The organism is Gardnerella sp. c12Ub_1 (assembly GCF_055804375.1).
In genome coordinates this window covers 1,084,527-1,100,052 of the sequence record NZ_JANUZC010000001.1, presented here as the reverse complement: position 1 = coordinate 1,100,052, position 15,526 = coordinate 1,084,527, and the positions used below count along the sequence as shown (strand labels likewise).

The 15,526-nt window shown below is 43.9% G+C and carries 12 protein-coding genes and 2 tRNA genes; 11 read left to right on the top strand and 3 right to left on the bottom strand.

Features of this window, described 5'->3' with window-relative positions; translation table 11 throughout:
- The first annotated feature begins 148 nt into the window (after window positions 1–148).
- The gene (locus NYP65_RS04215) at window positions 149–361 is read left to right on the top strand and encodes a hypothetical protein (protein ID WP_004131212.1); all 213 of its coding nucleotides are present in this window, start codon (window positions 149–151) and stop codon (window positions 359–361) included.
- Window positions 362–553: 192 nt separating this feature from the next.
- Here NYP65_RS04215 and NYP65_RS04210 read toward each other — a convergent pair whose 3' ends face one another.
- Window positions 554–3,037: a glycogen/starch/alpha-glucan phosphorylase gene (locus NYP65_RS04210; protein ID WP_016801869.1), complete on the bottom strand. Its 2,484-nt coding sequence runs from the start codon at window positions 3,035–3,037 to the stop codon at window positions 554–556.
- Window positions 3,038–3,280: 243 nt separating this feature from the next.
- Here NYP65_RS04210 and NYP65_RS04205 point away from each other — a divergent pair, with 243 nt between their 5' ends.
- On the top strand, window positions 3,281–3,745 hold the full coding sequence (locus NYP65_RS04205) for a sterol carrier family protein (RefSeq protein WP_101889468.1): 465 nt from the start codon (window positions 3,281–3,283) through the stop codon (window positions 3,743–3,745).
- A gap of 77 nt (window positions 3,746–3,822) precedes the next feature.
- Here NYP65_RS04205 and NYP65_RS04200 read toward each other — a convergent pair whose 3' ends face one another.
- Window positions 3,823–4,248 (bottom strand): DUF3073 domain-containing protein, encoded by a 426-nt coding sequence (locus NYP65_RS04200; protein WP_473410664.1) that lies wholly within the window; start codon window positions 4,246–4,248, stop codon window positions 3,823–3,825.
- Window positions 4,249–4,403: 155 nt separating this feature from the next.
- Here NYP65_RS04200 and trpS point away from each other — a divergent pair, with 155 nt between their 5' ends.
- On the top strand, window positions 4,404–5,495 hold the full coding sequence (gene trpS / locus NYP65_RS04195; RefSeq protein WP_004131219.1) for a tryptophan--tRNA ligase: 1,092 nt from the start codon (window positions 4,404–4,406) through the stop codon (window positions 5,493–5,495).
- Window positions 5,496–5,610: 115 nt separating this feature from the next.
- On the opposite strand, the gene NYP65_RS04190 is transcribed toward trpS, so the two are convergent.
- Window positions 5,611–7,416, bottom strand: a complete 1,806-nt coding sequence (locus NYP65_RS04190; protein WP_473410663.1) for a threonine/serine exporter family protein — start codon at window positions 7,414–7,416, stop codon at window positions 5,611–5,613.
- 194 nt (window positions 7,417–7,610) lie between these two features.
- Between NYP65_RS04190 and NYP65_RS04185 the strand changes: the two genes are divergently transcribed.
- From NYP65_RS04185 to NYP65_RS04150, 8 genes are all read left to right on the top strand, one after another.
- Window positions 7,611–10,367: a phosphoenolpyruvate carboxylase gene (locus NYP65_RS04185; RefSeq protein ID WP_473410661.1), complete on the top strand. Its 2,757-nt coding sequence runs from the start codon at window positions 7,611–7,613 to the stop codon at window positions 10,365–10,367.
- A 188-nt stretch (window positions 10,368–10,555) separates the two neighbouring features.
- Complete coding sequence (locus tag NYP65_RS04180) at window positions 10,556–11,215, top strand: carbonic anhydrase (RefSeq protein WP_115757084.1); 660 nt, start codon at window positions 10,556–10,558, stop codon at window positions 11,213–11,215.
- Window positions 11,209–12,351, top strand: a complete 1,143-nt coding sequence (locus tag NYP65_RS04175) for a permease (RefSeq protein WP_004132405.1) — start codon at window positions 11,209–11,211, stop codon at window positions 12,349–12,351. The genes NYP65_RS04180 and NYP65_RS04175 overlap by 7 nt, the downstream gene beginning before the upstream one ends.
- Window positions 12,348–13,163, top strand: coding sequence for a TIGR03943 family putative permease subunit (locus NYP65_RS04170; RefSeq protein ID WP_473410660.1), 816 nt, complete (start codon window positions 12,348–12,350; stop codon window positions 13,161–13,163). The genes NYP65_RS04175 and NYP65_RS04170 overlap by 4 nt, the downstream gene beginning before the upstream one ends.
- A gap of 109 nt (window positions 13,164–13,272) precedes the next feature.
- Entirely contained in the window at window positions 13,273–14,604 is a 1,332-nt protein-coding gene (locus tag NYP65_RS04165) for a hemolysin family protein (RefSeq protein ID WP_004131228.1), read from the top strand.
- 27 nt (window positions 14,605–14,631) lie between these two features.
- Complete coding sequence (locus NYP65_RS04160) at window positions 14,632–15,111, top strand: Dps family protein (protein WP_032815613.1); 480 nt, start codon at window positions 14,632–14,634, stop codon at window positions 15,109–15,111.
- 97 nt (window positions 15,112–15,208) lie between these two features.
- Window positions 15,209–15,282 (top strand) — tRNA-Ile (locus NYP65_RS04155).
- A gap of 28 nt (window positions 15,283–15,310) precedes the next feature.
- A tRNA-Ala gene (locus tag NYP65_RS04150) sits at window positions 15,311–15,383 on the top strand.
- Window positions 15,384–15,526 lie beyond the last annotated feature (143 nt).

The following is a 15,526-nucleotide window of genomic DNA, read 5'->3' as shown; positions in this document are numbered from 1 at the left end:
GTTTTGTAAGATTTATGGTGTTTTGTGCATAAAAATATAATAAAAAGATGCAAGTGTTAAAAAAAATCACTATTATAGTGAATACACGAGTAAACTCGATACAAACGTTGACTTGGACGAGCAGGTCAGCTTAACGAAAGGAGCCATCATGGAGAACAGGTCCTCTGGCGGTTGGAAGTTCTTTGCACTGCTCTTTGGAGCACTGCTCGCAGGTATTGCAGCATTGTATGTTTACAAGCAGCATAATCCTGATTACGATCCATGGGAGCAGCCATGGGAGAACAGCTCTTCGCCAATTAACATAGGCGCAGAAAAAGAAGATAAGGAAGAATCTGAAGCAGCTAAGGCAGTTGAGGCTTAGTTAGAATTAAAATTCTTATACTCAAATCTTTAGCTATATAAGGTGTGAAGTATTGCACTCGTAGTGCATAACTTCACACCTTATTTTTATTTTGATAGTCGTTTTTTAGTCATTTTTATAAATAAAAAAGCTGTGACCAACAAACGCTAGTCACAGCTTTTATTAAAGCAATATTAAAATGCTTTTACATAATTATTCGGCAGTTGGAAGAGCGCCAGTGTGCCAAATGCGATCGAGGTAATCTTCGATAGAGCGATCAGAAGAGAAGTAACCAGAGTTGGCTACGTTCAACACAGCCATGCGTGCCCACTTCATAGGATCGCGGTAAGTTTCCTCAATTTGAGCTTGAATATCCATGTAAGAGCTAAAGTCAGCCATTGCCATGAAGTAATCGTGAGTAAGCCAATCGTTGACGAGTGGCTCATACACGCTCTTGTCGCCGTTGGAGAATGTGCCGTCAGCAACCATGTCTACAGCGGTCTTCAAGCGAGGATCGGACTCGTAGTACTTGCGGGAGCCGCCGTGATCGTAGCCTTCAGCGTAGAGCTTCTCAACCTCGTCAACAGTCATGCCGAAGAGGAAGAAGTTCTCAGCGCCAACACGTTCACGAATCTCAACGTTTGCACCGTCGAGAGTACCAACAGTCAAAGCACCGTTCAAAGCGAACTTCATGTTACCAGTGCCAGAAGCTTCCTTACCAGCTTGAGAAATCTGCTCATCCAAATCGGTTGCAGGAATCAAGTTCATAGCAAGTTCAATGTTGTAGTTCTCTGGGAAGAACACTGCAAGCTTGCCCTTGCATGCTGGATCGTTGTTTACAACGCGAGCAACATTGTTGATGAGCTGAATCGTAAGCTTTGCCATAGCATAGCCTGGAGCGGACTTAGCGCCGAAGAACACGGTGCGTGGAAGCATCTTGTCTACGTCGATTGTGCCATTCTTGATTCCAGCGTATGTGGAGATAACCTGGAGGATCTTCATGGACTGGCGCTTGTACTCGTGCAAACGCTTAACAATGGTGTTAAACATAGTGTCTGGGTTGATTTCAAAGCCATACTTGTGCTTTGCAAAATCAACGAAGGCAAGCTTGTTCTCCTGCTTGACTTTAGCGAACTTCTTCACGAAGGATGGATCGTCAGCCAATGGCTTCAAACCTTCAAGAAGCTCCAAATCACCCTGCCATGCGTCGGTGCCCAAGCCCTCAGTAATAAGAGCAGACATGCGTGGGTTGCTCAAACGCACAAAGCGACGAGGAGTTACGCCGTTAGTAACATTCTTGAACTTATCTGGGTAAACGCTGGAGAAGTCCTTTAATGTAACATCCTTCAACAACTCAGAGTGAAGCTCAGCAACGCCATTAACGTAAGAGCCGCCGTAGGTAGCCAAGTAAGCCATGCGAACTACAGCACCTTCGCCATTTTCGTCGGCGTCGGTAGCAATGCGCATACGCTCAACCTGATCTTCGGAAACGCCCTTGCTGCGAAGCTCGTTGCGGAACTGCTCGCTAATGCCTTGAATAATCTCAAGGTGGCGTGGCAAAAGTTCGCCAATAAGCTTGGCTGGCCAAACTTCCAAGGCTTCTGGAAGAAGCGTGTGGCAAGTGTAATTGAAGGTCTTGGTGGTAATGCCCCAAGCGGTGTTCCAATCGTAGCCGTACTCGTCCATAAGAACGCGCATAAGCTCTGGAATACCAATAACTGGGTGAGTATCGTTCAACTGGAAGTTGATCTTGCTTGGGAATGTTGTAAGATCTGGCTTATCTTGACCAGGATAGAACACGCGAATAGCGTCGTGAATAGAAGCAGCTACGAAGAAGTATTGCTGCTCAAGACGCAAAGCCTTGCCCTGTGGAGTGGAATCTTCTGGATAAAGAATCTTAGAAATGTTTTCTGCTTCAACCTGTGGCTTAACAGCATCCAAGTACTCAGACTTGTTGAAGGTGAGCAAATCAAATTCGTCGTAAGATTTAGAAGTCCACAAGCGAAGAGTGTTTACGCGACCAGAATTGTAGCCTGGAACCATGTAGTCAACTGGTACTGCGCGAACAGCCCAATCTGGCTTCCACACGCGCTTGCCATTTTCTTCAACAACCTTGCCGCCAAAGTTAACGCGCTGATCTCTGCCGTAGTCAACGTGACCCCATGGCTCTTCGTTGCTAAGCCAGTAATCAGGGGTTTCTACCTGCTTGCCCTGCTCGTCGAAGCGCTGCTTAAAAATGCCGTAACGATATTGGATGCCGTAGCCGAATGCTGGAACGCCGATAGAGGCGAGCGAGTCAATAAAGCAGGCTGCGAGACGACCCAAACCGCCGTTACCTAAACCTGGCTCATACTCAGCATCGATAACATCTTTTGGCTCAAAACCAAGCTTTGTAACAGCCTTGTTGAACTGATCGGTAAGGCCAGCGTTAAGCAAAGCGTTTTCAAGCTGCTTGCCCATTAAGAACTCTGCGCTCAAATAGCCAACAGCCTTTGTGTTTCCGTTAATCATGTCATGCTGTGTCTGCATCCAAGAGTCCATCAAATGACGACGGACAGCGGTAGCAGCGGCAACATACACATCAGCCGTAGTGGCCTGTTCTGGGGTGACACCCTGGGTGTACTTCAGATTTTCTTGAAGTTCTTTGGCAAATGCCGCCGCAGTAGTCTTGGCTTTAGGCGCGACGTGTTTAGTCATATTTGACTCCTTGTGCCGTGAATAATATATTTACCTAAAATGTGCGAATAGCAACCCTTGATTATGCTGGTTGTAGCCGCGCCAAATTGCACTTAACAAGACGGTACGCGGCAATGCACACGTTTTCATTGTTGATGATACCACAACCCCAAACCCTTATTAATAATTATTCACAATATGACTTTTATAAAACAACATTAAAATCGCAAATAATACTTAGATAATTCGTGAGATAATTCAAATATGGCTGTTATACGAGAAGCGGATATAAGTGGCGCTAAAAAATCGTTTGAAACGTGGGTAAATAGTGCAAAATCTTATATAAATTCTATGAAAATAGATTCTACGAACAATAAAAAAGATTTGTGCTGCATAAACACAAGCGAAATAGGCGTTAGCGTAAACGATGAAGCAATGGCTGTTAGATACTCGCTTTATGTGCTAGAGCATATAGCTCCAGGATGCGCTGTAGAGGTAAGAGTGGCGCCTTGGGGGGCTGTAAAAATCTTAGAAGGCCCACATTCAGATCCGCACAATTTAACACCGCCAGATGTTATAGAACTTGACCCAGATGTTTGGTTGCGACTTTCTTGCGCAATAACAAAATGGGATTACGAGCATCAAATTGGGAATATAAGCGCAGTTGGAGAGCGAGACGATTTAAGCAATTTGCTGCCCGAACTTACAAAAGCTCTTTTTAATAATTAATGCTAACTAAGGGTATTTGCCTACATGCTTATCTACATATAGAATTAAGCGTTCTTGTGCAAATTCTTGTGCAAAAATTACTTGTTCTTATGCATAAAACTAGGCATAGGCATAGGAATGTGATGATGAACAACGCCAGAATTGCTAGACGACTTGTCTTTAGTAGCGGCCTGAGCGGCAGACTGAGCAGCCCACTCGGCGTAGTCGTCTAAATCGTCATCTCCACTCGAAACGGAATCATGCAAGCTACCAACACTATCATTACCAGCATTAGTGTTGGTGTATTTAGAATCATCTTCTACAGATAAGCTTTCGGAATCATCTTGATTATCTAGATAATCCTCATTCTTGTAGCTATCAGATTCAAACGGATCGAAGGATCCTTGACCAGGCTCGTGAGTATTAAGCTCTTTAGCAAGCTCGTCGTAATCCGTATCGGTCGTCAGGTATTTGAGCTTACGGGCAATTTTCTGTTGCTTTGCCTTCTGTCGTCCGCGGCCCATCTGACCCCCTCTAATTTACCGAAACAATCAATTCATCACACAAGAGCGTACCACTTTGCCGCAACAGAGTATATTGTCTGAGTGAACTTTTACCATAAAAGCCATATTTTAGGCGTAAAAATCGCAAGAAAAATTGCGTGTGTAAGGAGTTAGAAATGGCAGAAGAAGCACAGGTTACAGCTGCTGGAAACGAGATAAGCGCAAGCTTTGTGGCAGCTCAAAAACGTTCAGACGCAACGCTTGAGAAGCTAAAAGCAAATCCTAGCTCCTTTACAATGCTTACGGGAGATAGGCCAACAGGAAGACTTCACTTAGGTCATTACTTTGGTTCGATTCGCGAGCGTGTCGCAATGCAAAATCTTGGCGTAAACACAAACGTGATTATTGCAGACTATCAGGTGATTACGGATAGAGACACTGTTGAGCACGTAGAAGATAACGTGCTAAACCTTGTTCTTGACTACATGGCTGCTGGAATTGACCCTAAGAAAACCATGATTTTTACGCACTCCGCTGTGCCTGCAGAAAACCAGCTTATGCTGCCATTCTTGTCTTTAGTTACAGAAGCCGAATTGCATAGAAATCCTACTGTTAAAGCCGAAATGGAAGCTTCTGGTCATGCCTTAACAGGACTTTTGCTTACATACCCAGTGCATCAAGCTTGCGATATTCTGTTTTGCAAAGCAAATGTTGTGCCAATTGGCAAAGATAATTTGCCGCATATTGAGATTACGCGCACGATTGCTCGCAGATTTAATGAGAGATACGCAAAGAAGAATCCTGTTTTTCCAGAGCCAGCTGCAATTCTTTCGGATACGCCAGAAATCCCAGGATTAGACGGCCGCAAGATGAGCAAGTCTTACGGAAACTCGATTATGCTTGGCGCAAGTGCAGAAGAAACAGCAAAGCTGATTAAGAAGAGTCCAACTGATTCTGAGCGCACAATTACTTTTGACCCAGTGGCTCGTCCGCAAGTTTCTGCGCTTTTGACTACTGCTGGTTTGGTTACAGGCAGAGATCCAAAAGATATTGCGCAAGAAATCAGCAACGCGGGCGCAGGAGCACTAAAAGCGTACGTTATTGAATCTGTAAACAACTTCCTTGCTCCACACCGCCAGCGTAGAGCGGAATTGGCCAAAGATATGGATTCAATTCGAGATATTTTGCATGATGGAAATGCGCGAGCTGCTGCGATTGCACAAGAAACACTTGATCAAGTACGCGAAGCAATGAATATGAAGTATTGATTAATTCTTGCTTGATAAAGCTTTCTTGATTGCATATTTTGATTGCATGCAAATAGAACGCGCATAAATAAAACGCCCAGTAGTAGCTGGGCGTTTTATGTTTATTAGCTTATGACTAAATGTCGTATCGCCAGCTTTTATCTGTTATAACGCGCGCAACTGCAAGCCCTAATGGCAAGCAAATAATCACCATAAACGCGCGGAAAGTCCAGTCTAAAGCAGGAAGAGTATTAAACTGACCGAGATAGAACATTGCGCGATACATATAAAGTCCAGGAACCATAATCACAATAGATGGAACCGTAAGACCAATGCGCGGATATCCCAAGTATTGCGGCGCCCAGCCTCTATGCACAATTGCACGCCAAGCGGAAGCCAAAAGACCAGCAAGCAAAGCGCCAGTAAACGCTGCGATCTCTGCAGCTACGCCAAAATCAGCCATTGTTAAGCGCAAAGTATCGGTAATTGCTCCGATTATTCCAGCAACAAAACACATTCGTTGAGGAGAATTAAACAGAACGGAGAATCCCCACACGCCTGCAAACGCTGTAATCATTCTAAGAACAGCATTAAGCCAAGGATTTAAGCCAAGCGGAGTAAAGCCTTGAGGGTCTAGCTGAACAAGGCTTGCAACCATCCAGCCAGCAAGAGTGCCCATTAGAATAATCGCCATTGTGTAGCAAAGCCGCTGAATGCCAGAAGGAAAATCAATCTTAGCAATATCTAAGCCACCTGTAATAAGAGGAAAACCTGGAATTACAAACAAAACAGAGCCAATATAAGCCGTATTGTGATGCAAAGCAGAAGGGTCAAAGCAACCAATAATGCGCAAAGAAGCAATGCAACTTAAAGCGCCAACAGCAACAGCAATAAACGTTACAACGAATTGGTTTAGATGATGCATAAACATGCGTCTTCTAACGTAGTGGCCTATTCCTGCGCCAATAAAAGCACCAAGCATGTCGTAAGCGCCACCGCCAAGCAAAAATGCGAAGGATGCGCATGCTACTGCAGAGGCAAGGCCCGCAAACCAAGGTTTATAAAGAGGTTTGCGGTTTTTTATTAAGTCTAAGCGGTCGTGAACTTGACGAACTGTAAGCGGCGCGGAAAAATCGCCAGCAGGATTTGCGTTAGAGGAAGTAGAAGAATTGTTTTTAAGATCTGAATTCAAATTATTTTGGCTATTTTGAGCATTTTTAACATTCTTGACATTTTTAACGTGAGAAAAATGCTCAACATACGTTTTTTCTGGCTGGAGCGCAAAAATTCCGCGAGGTTTTTCTTTACGAATCGCCTCTTGAATTGCCATTTTTTCTTCGACTTTTGCAGCGTGCTCCTCCGACTGCTTAGCTGTTTGAACAATCGCATTCTCGTTACTGCTAGCTTGAAGAGTGTCTACTAATTCCTTGGAAACAGTGGCTTTTGAATGATATAAGGAATCGTTTCCAAGTTTAACGTTAAACCAATCTGCAAAATGTTCGAGAAGCCAAATTCTCTCTGTGTTTACGCCAGTAGTAGGAAGATCAACAACTTCTGTAATTCGCTCATGCTTATCTGTGCAAGTAGCTTCAATATCGGTTAAATTAACGTCTGCACGAACATTTACACCCATAGGTTCGCCAACGCGGTGCATAAGCTCGCGAACGCGGTAGCTTCCAGTTCCAGCGCCTAAACCTAAAGCGCCAACGCGAATAATAATGCTGGATTTTGCTGCAATTCCAGCTTGCGTAACTGGTTTATCCCAATCGCGCTCAACATCTTCCATATCTAGCGGAATCGCGTGCGTTTGAAAGCGCCCAGAAGGCTTTCCAACAATATGACCAGTCGAAAGTATTTGCGGCTTATTGCTATCGCTGTTGCTGCCGTTATTATTGACGTTATTGCTATCGCTGCTATCCGCGTTATTCTCTTCTATGCTCACAATTTTTTAGTATACGCATTGCATTGCCTATAAAAAATTTATATAAAAAATCAGTCCTAAGGTCGGTTCACAATTATTTTGGAATCTCGCTGGAAACAAAGGCTGTGGGCTTGCAACTTTTGACCTAAATAACCGCGGAGGAGCCGCGGAAGTCAAACGACCAAGCAACCTTATGACTAGCACAAGGAGGTCTGATGACAACTCAAAATCAACAGGTAACTCCAGCAGACGCAACTATTGTAACGTCTGGTTTAGGGCGAAAAGGCCCCGAGGAGCGCGAACTGCCAGCATCGCTTAAGCAAGACATGGATTTGTGCTTGCATATTCTGCGCGATGTTTTAGGCGAATTTGATGAAAAATTATTAACCGTATTTGACGAAGTGCGCTTAAATGCTGTAGACGCAAGTGCAGCACACTTTAATCAAATGCTTGATGCTCAAGAAACAGAAAACGACGGACTAAGCAAGGCTGTAGAAAAAATCAATGGCATGGATTTGCCAGATATGCAATTGCTTGCGCGCGCGTTTGCTACATACTTCCATCTTGCAAATCTTTGCGAAGAAAACTACAGGGTTTCTGTGCTGCATCAGCGCGAATGCGGCGTTGAGGATTCTAATCCAGTAGATCCAGTGAACGAGCTAACTTGCGCATATCACAAGTTGCTTACAGAAATGAGCCCTGCGCAAGCTAAGGAATTGCTTGCAAAGCTTGAGTTCCACCCAGTTTTTACTGCGCACCCAACAGAAGCTAGGCGCAAGGCTGTAGCTGGTAAAATCCGCAGAATATCGCAGCTTTTAAGTAAGCACAATACTTTAGGCGGATCGGATAAGCGCGAGAATTATCGTAAGCTATACAACGAGATTGACGCATTGTTGCGTACATCTCCAATCGCACTTAAAAAGCCAACTCCTGTTGAAGAAGCGGACACGATTCTAGACATTTTTGACGCCACTTTGTTCAACACGATTCCGCTGGTTTATCGCAGATTTGACGATTGGTTGCTAGGTAAGAAGGCTGGCTTAGTGTCACCGCGTTGCCCAGCGTTCTTCCATCCAGGAAGCTGGATTGGCTCCGATAGAGACGGAAATCCAAATGTTACAGCAAAAGTTAGCAGGCAAGTTGCTAGGAAGTTTAGCGACCACGTTCTTGCTGCTCTAGAAGAGCGCACGCGTGAAGTTGGAAAATGCTTAACAATGGAAACGCGCACAACTCCTCCAAGTGTTGAGCTTTTGGAGCTTTGGAATCGCCAGCGAGAAATGAGCGAGCAGCTAACGGAAAGCGCATCCGACGTTTCCAACAGCGAGCCACATAGAGCCGTTATGCTTGTTATGGCAGATCGTTTGCACAGAACGATTAGCCGAGATACAGACATAATGTATCATTCTTGCGAAGATTTTATTGAAGACTTGCACATTGTGCAAAGGTCGCTTGCGGCTGCTGGCGATTCGCGCGCGGCTTATGGTCCATTGCAAGATCTTATTTGGCAAGCGCAAACATTTGGATTCCACATGGTGGAAATGGAGTTTCGTCAGCATTCGCTCGTGCATTCTCGCGCTTTGGAAGATATTCGCGAACACGGTTTGCATGGGGAGCGCGGCCCGCTTCAGCCAATGACTCGCGAAGTTCTAGACACTTTCCGCGCGCTTGGTGCTATTCAAAAGCGAAATGGTATGCGCGCTGCTCGCCGCTACATTATATCGTTTGCAAAGTCTGCTCAGCATGTTCGCGATGTGTTTGAGCTTAATCGCCTTGCGTTTGCGCACCCTCAAGATGCGCCAACAATCGACGTAATCCCGCTTTTTGAGCAGCTTGAAGACTTGCAAAATTCGGTTAATGTTTTGGAAGAAATCATTAAGATTCCAGAAGTTCAGGCTCGCTTAAAGGCCACTGGCCGAAAGATGGAAGTTATGCTCGGCTACTCCGACTCTTCCAAAGACGCAGGCCCGACTTCTGCAACGCTTGCTTTGCATTCTGCTCAAGAGCGCATTGCTCAGTGGGCTAAAAAGCACGATATTGACCTAACGCTGTTCCACGGTCGCGGTGGCGCTGTTGGACGAGGTGGAGGCCCTGCAAACCGTGCTGTTTTGGCTCAACCAGTTGGGTCAGTAAATTGCAGATTTAAGCTTACTGAGCAAGGCGAGGTGATTTTTGCTCGATACGGAAACCCAATTTTGGCGATTCGCCACTTGGAATCTGTTGCTGCAGCAACTTTGCTTCAGTCTGCTCCAAGCGTGGAGAAAACAAACACAGAGATGACGCATAAGTATGCGGATATGGCTCAAAAGCTTGATGTTGCAGCGCATAATCGTTTTATTGATTTGCTTCAAACAGATGACTTTACGCCGTGGTTCTCAACCGTTACTCCGCTTAGCGAGATTGGTTTGCTTCCAATCGGCTCTCGCCCTGCAAAGCGAGGCCTTGGCGCAAAGTCTTTGGATGATTTGCGCACAATCCCGTGGGTTTTCTCTTGGGCACAAGCTCGAATCAACTTGGCAGCGTGGTACGGCTTGGGTACAGCTTGCGAAAAGTTTGGCGACTTGCAAACTTTGCGCAAAGCGTACGAAGAGTGGCCACTTTTCAGCACTTTTATTGACAACATTGAGATGTCTTTGGCTAAAACGGATGAGCGCATTGCTTGCATGTATCTAAGCCTTGGAGATCGCGAAGATTTGAGCGATAAGGTGCTTTCGGAAATGCAACTTACGCGCAAGTGGGTTTTGCAAATTGTTGGAGATAAGTGGCCGTTGCAACATCGCCATGTGCTTGGCCAGGCAATCCGCGTGCGCTCGCCTTACGTGGACGCGCTTTCTGTAATTCAGTCACTTGCATTGCATAAGTTGCGCAACAAGGTAGATAAAGAAGAGCTTAGCGAAAGCCAGCAAGCAGAGTTTATTTACTTGATTCTTTGCACAGTTTCTGGTGTTGCTGCAGGCTTGCAAAACACTGGATGATTTTAATAAATTACTGAATCAAGAAGGCTCTCGTATTTGCGAATTGCAATACGGGAGCCTTTTTGATAATAGGCTTATATTCTTAAACAAAATTCTTATTTACTACGAAAGATACAATATATTTTAAGTCAAAAATTTTACACTTTAAGCAACTGAAAATATTGCCAATGCCAGTGTAGGAGGTAATAATGCAAGAAGAAGTCAGCGAAGATTTTGCTAATGAAGATTCAGTTTTAGCTACATCGGTATTAAACGCAATGCTTGCAGGGAATCGCAAATTTGCAGACGGCAATTCAGATCATGCAGGCGTAAATTCAGAATCGCGCATGAAACTTATTGACGGTCAGCATCCTGGAGCTGTTGTGCTTTCGTGCGCAGATTCGCGAGTTGCTCCAGAATTTATATTCGACGCTGGTTTGGGCGATATTTTTTCTGTTCGCACAGCTGGAGAAGTGTTGGATGATGCCGTAATAGCTTCGCTAGAATACGCTGTAAGTGATTTGGGGGTAAAAGTGTTGGTTGTGCTTGGGCATGAGCATTGCGGCGCTGTACAGGCTGTTTTGCCGAACGTGCAAAAGCTGGTTTCTGAATACGGCGAAGATAAAACAAGCGAAACAATTGAGTCGAGCGAGTCAATATTACTGCGTTCTTTAGGGCCTGCTGCGCTCGCAGGTGTTGAGGAAAATTTAGATACAGATGATATTGAACGTATTCACGTGTCTAATATTTTGGCTGAAATTTGCGAAAAATCACAAATAATTCGCGAAGCTGTTTTCAAAGACGCTTTGATGCTTGTTGGAGCAAGGTATCGAATGAGTGACGGCTTGGTGGAAGTGTTGTCATGCTAAAAACAGAAACCGAAGCAAAAACAACGAGCCAAGTAGAAAAAGCAAGTAAAGCAAAACAAGCAAATTCTGCAAACTATCTTTTTTTGATTGCAGGAGTGCCTTTTGTAGCTCTTATTATTGCAATGCTTCCAGCTTTGCAAGCGCGCAACCCGTGGTTGCCTGTAAACACTGTTATTAGGGGTGTTTCTGGCTTGCTTTTGCAAGCTGTTCCTTTTACGCTAATTGGTGTTCTTGTTTCCGCTGCTGTAGAAACATGGGTTACGGAAGATTTTATTGAAAAACACGCTCCAAAGTCTATTGCAAACGGCTTTTTGGCTGCGATTTTTGCAGGTGTGTGCGTTCCTGTTTGCGATTGTGTTGTTGTTCCAACTTTTTCTCGTCTTGTTGCGCGAAAGCTGCCATTGCCTTGTGCTGTAACGTTTTTGTGCGCTGTTCCAGTGGTAAATCCTGTTTCTATTTGGGCTACTTGGTACGCGTTTGCGGACGTTCCAGCAGTTGCTGTAACTCGAGTGGCTTTGGGTGTTGGTGTGGCTCTTTTAGTGGGTGTTAGCTTTGTGATTTTTCCTGTAAAGTCGCAAGTTTTAAGGCGAAATGTATTGGAAAAAGTTCGCGCTGATTGTTCGGATTGTGCGGATTGTGCGTATTGCGGCGGCTGCAATAAGTCGCAAAGTGGCCATTCTTCGTATAAAAATTCTTCCAGCTTTAAGTCTGGTATTAAAAATAGTTTGAAAACTTACGCACATCACATTTATTCAGATTTTATGCGACTAATGCCAATAATTTTGTTTGGAACGATAGTTGCTTCGATTATTCGCGTTTGGCTTGGTGCAGATCCTGCATCAAAGGTTAATACAACAATTGTTTTTGTGGCAATTCCAGCAATGATGTTAATAGCGTATGCAAGCTCACTTTGCTCCAGTTCCGACGCTGTAATCGCGCGCTCTTTGGCCTCCTCGCTTCCAATGAGTTCAGTAATTGTTTTTCTGCTTTTTGGGCCAATGCTAGACATAAAAAATACGCTTATGCTTGTTGAAGATTGCAAAACTAGCTTTGTTTTGCGCTTAATTGCAACGATTGTTGTGTTCTGTTTGTTTGCTGCGCTTATTGTTCATTTTGCGTGGGGAGTAATGCTGTGAGTGATATAAATTCCGCAAATTCCGCAAATTCTGCAAAATTGTCTAAAAAAATAACATTTGCAAGCATTATTCAAGCATTGTGTTTATTTTGTTTTTCTGCAACTTTAATGCACAGTGCTCTAAGTGGATCTTATGCAATTTTGACTACTCCGCGCGCGTTTGCTTATCTTATTTTTGCTGCGATTTTGCTTTTGGTTTTGGGAATTTGCTCACTTTTTGGACTTTTCCCTGCACATGCTAAAGATTGCAAAAAAATAATGGTTTCAATTGTAGTGCCAATGCTTATTATTTTGATTCCACTTCAAATGTCTCAATCGTCGCTTGCGAGCGGTTTTGCAAAGTCTGCAGGTTTTGACGAGTATGCTTCTGGTCGCGCAATAGCAATCGCGTCTAATCGTAAAAATAATAAAAAAAATTTAAGCGGATTAGATGTAGTTAATAAAAAAATTGTTGTTGCAGACGATGATTTTGGCAATTGGTACAACGAAATTGACCATAATTTTGATAAATACAAAGATTATACGATTGTTGTAAAAGGGTTTATAAGCAAAGAATCTACGCTTTCTAAAGATCAAGTTCGCATATCTAGACAGTTTATGTCTTGTTGCATTTTAGATATGAGCCCGTTTGGTTTTGTTGCACAAATGCCCAAAAATATGCGATTTGAGCATCATCAATGGGTTGTTGTTAAAGCCAAAATAGAGCTTGGAAAAGTTGGGCTAAAAGGTTATTCGCAAGATGGAATTGTTCTTAAAGTTGAATCCGCTAGCGATTTGAATAAAGCGCCTTCGGGGTATTTCTATAGAACTTGATTGCGCGTATTTGTTTATTGTCCGCATATTATCCGCATATTATCAACATTATTAACATTGCTTTTATACGCACTTTTTATATGAGCTAAATTCAACTAAGATAGCAAGTATGTCGTTGGGTTTTAACATTGCACTCATTGTTGTGTTCCTTTTGTTTGGTTCCATATTTGCAGCAACCGAACTTGCGCTTGTTAACTTGCGATCGTCGCAGCTGGATCGCATGGAAGCGCAGGATGCGCGAGGAGCGCGCGTAGCAAAAATCGCCCGCGATCCAAACACTTTTCTTTCCACTCTTCAAATCGGAGTTACGCTTTCAGGTTTTCTTTCGGCATCTTTTGGCGAATCTGCAATAGCACCTCATGTTGTGCCATTAGTGGAGTCTTGGGGTGTTTCAAAACATGTAGCAGGCCCGCTTACGACTATTGTTTTAACGCTTATAATATCGTATTTTTCAATCGTAATTTCTGAGCTTGTTCCAAAAAGAATCGCAATGCAGCGATCGGAGCAAATCGCAAGGACTGTTGTTCCTGCAGTAGACGTGTTCTCTAAAATATGCAAGCCCCTAATATGGTTGATTGCTAAGAATACCAACGGTTTTGTGCGCCTTCTTGGGTTCGATCCAAACGAAAAAGAAAGTGAAGTTTCCGACGAAGAGTTGCGCGTTTTAGTTAATTCCAATAAAAAACTTAGTCAAGATGAGCGCACGATTTTAGACGATGTTTTTGACGCTTCCGAGACGATTGTTGCAGAAGTCATGCGTCCTCGTGCAGACGTTGAGTTTTTGGATGGCTCACTAAGTCTAGAAGATGCTGCTGCAAAGATTCGCGAGCTTCCGTACTCTAGGTACCCAGTAACAGGCAAGGATTTTGATGATGTTATTGGATTTGTTCACGTTCGAGATTTGCTGGATGTTAAAGATCCAAACGCAAAAACAGTAGCAGACGTAACTAGAGAGGGAATAAGTCTTCCTGGAACGTCTAAGTTGCTCCCAAGTCTTGAGCTTCTTAGAAAGCGAGGGGTTCATCTTGCGGTTGTTATTGACGAGTATGGTGGAACGGATGGCATTGTAACTCTTGAAGACATGACCGAGGAGCTTGTTGGAGATATTCGAGACGAGTACGACTTGCCAGATGAGTCGGATTTAAGCCGCGATAGCAAGTCTACAGCGTTTGTAAACGGAGTGGCTACTGTTGACGGCGGAATGACGATTGAAGACTTTGCAGACGTTACTGGAATCGAATTGGAAGATGGCCCTTACGAAACGGTTGCAGGGTATTTTTTGGCTCGTACAGGCTCCATGGGCAAGGTTGGCGCTGTTTTACACGATGCAGACGGCTACGATATGACTGTTGCAGAAGTGGATGGTCGTAGAATTGCTACGATTGAAGTTAGAAAAACAGAGCAAAATAAAGATTTGAACAAAATCAATAATAAAAATTAATAAAAAATAGCAAAAATGGAGGATACTATGGCTTTAATGCATATTGTGCCAGGTTTAGACGAAGTTTCTAGCGAGAAAGCTATTGCGGTTTTGCAAAATCGCTTAAGCCACGAGCAGGAAGCTGCTTTAGTCTTAAAGCATGCGCATTGGAATGTTACGGGCTCAGACTTTATTGCAGTTCACGAAATGCTTGACCCTCAAGTTGCAGAAGTTTTGGCTCAAGCAGATGAAACAGCTGAGCGAATTGCAACGCTTGGAGGCTCGCCATTGGGTCGCGCGGACGATATTGTTTCATCTCGCACGTGGAAGCGTTTTTCTCTTAGCGGCAGAAAATCCACTAAAGAATATTTGCAAGCGTTAATTGAGTATTACAACGATATGATTGCGGACGATAGGAATGCCATTGCGCAGCTTGATAATCTTGATATTGTTAGCTCAAACATTATTCAAGACCATGTTCAGCAGCTTGAAAAGTTCCAGTGGTTTATGCGCAGTCATTTAGAGTAATTTTGTAGAATAATTTTGCGACACGCTTAGATTTGCTATTTGACATTTTTGTTTCATGTGCTAATCTAACTACTTGTATGTTTTCAACATACAAGTTGGGCTCGTAGCTCAGGTGGTTAGAGCGCATCCCTGATAAGGATGAGGTCGGAGGTTCAAGTCCTCCCGGGCCCACGATAGAATGAACATCATTCTTTCGAATGGGGCTATGGCGCAGCTGGTAGCGCATCTGCTTTGCAAGCAGAGGGTCAGGAGTTCGAGTCTCCTTAGCTCCACAAATAGGGTTTCTAGCATTTGCTAGAAGCCCTTTTTTCATGCATGGGGTCCGTATTGTGTTTTGGGGTGTTTGTTGTGCTTGCGCGCGTCTTGCTATATGAGAATGCTTCTCATCTAGGCCTTTTGGTAAACTAAATTTGTT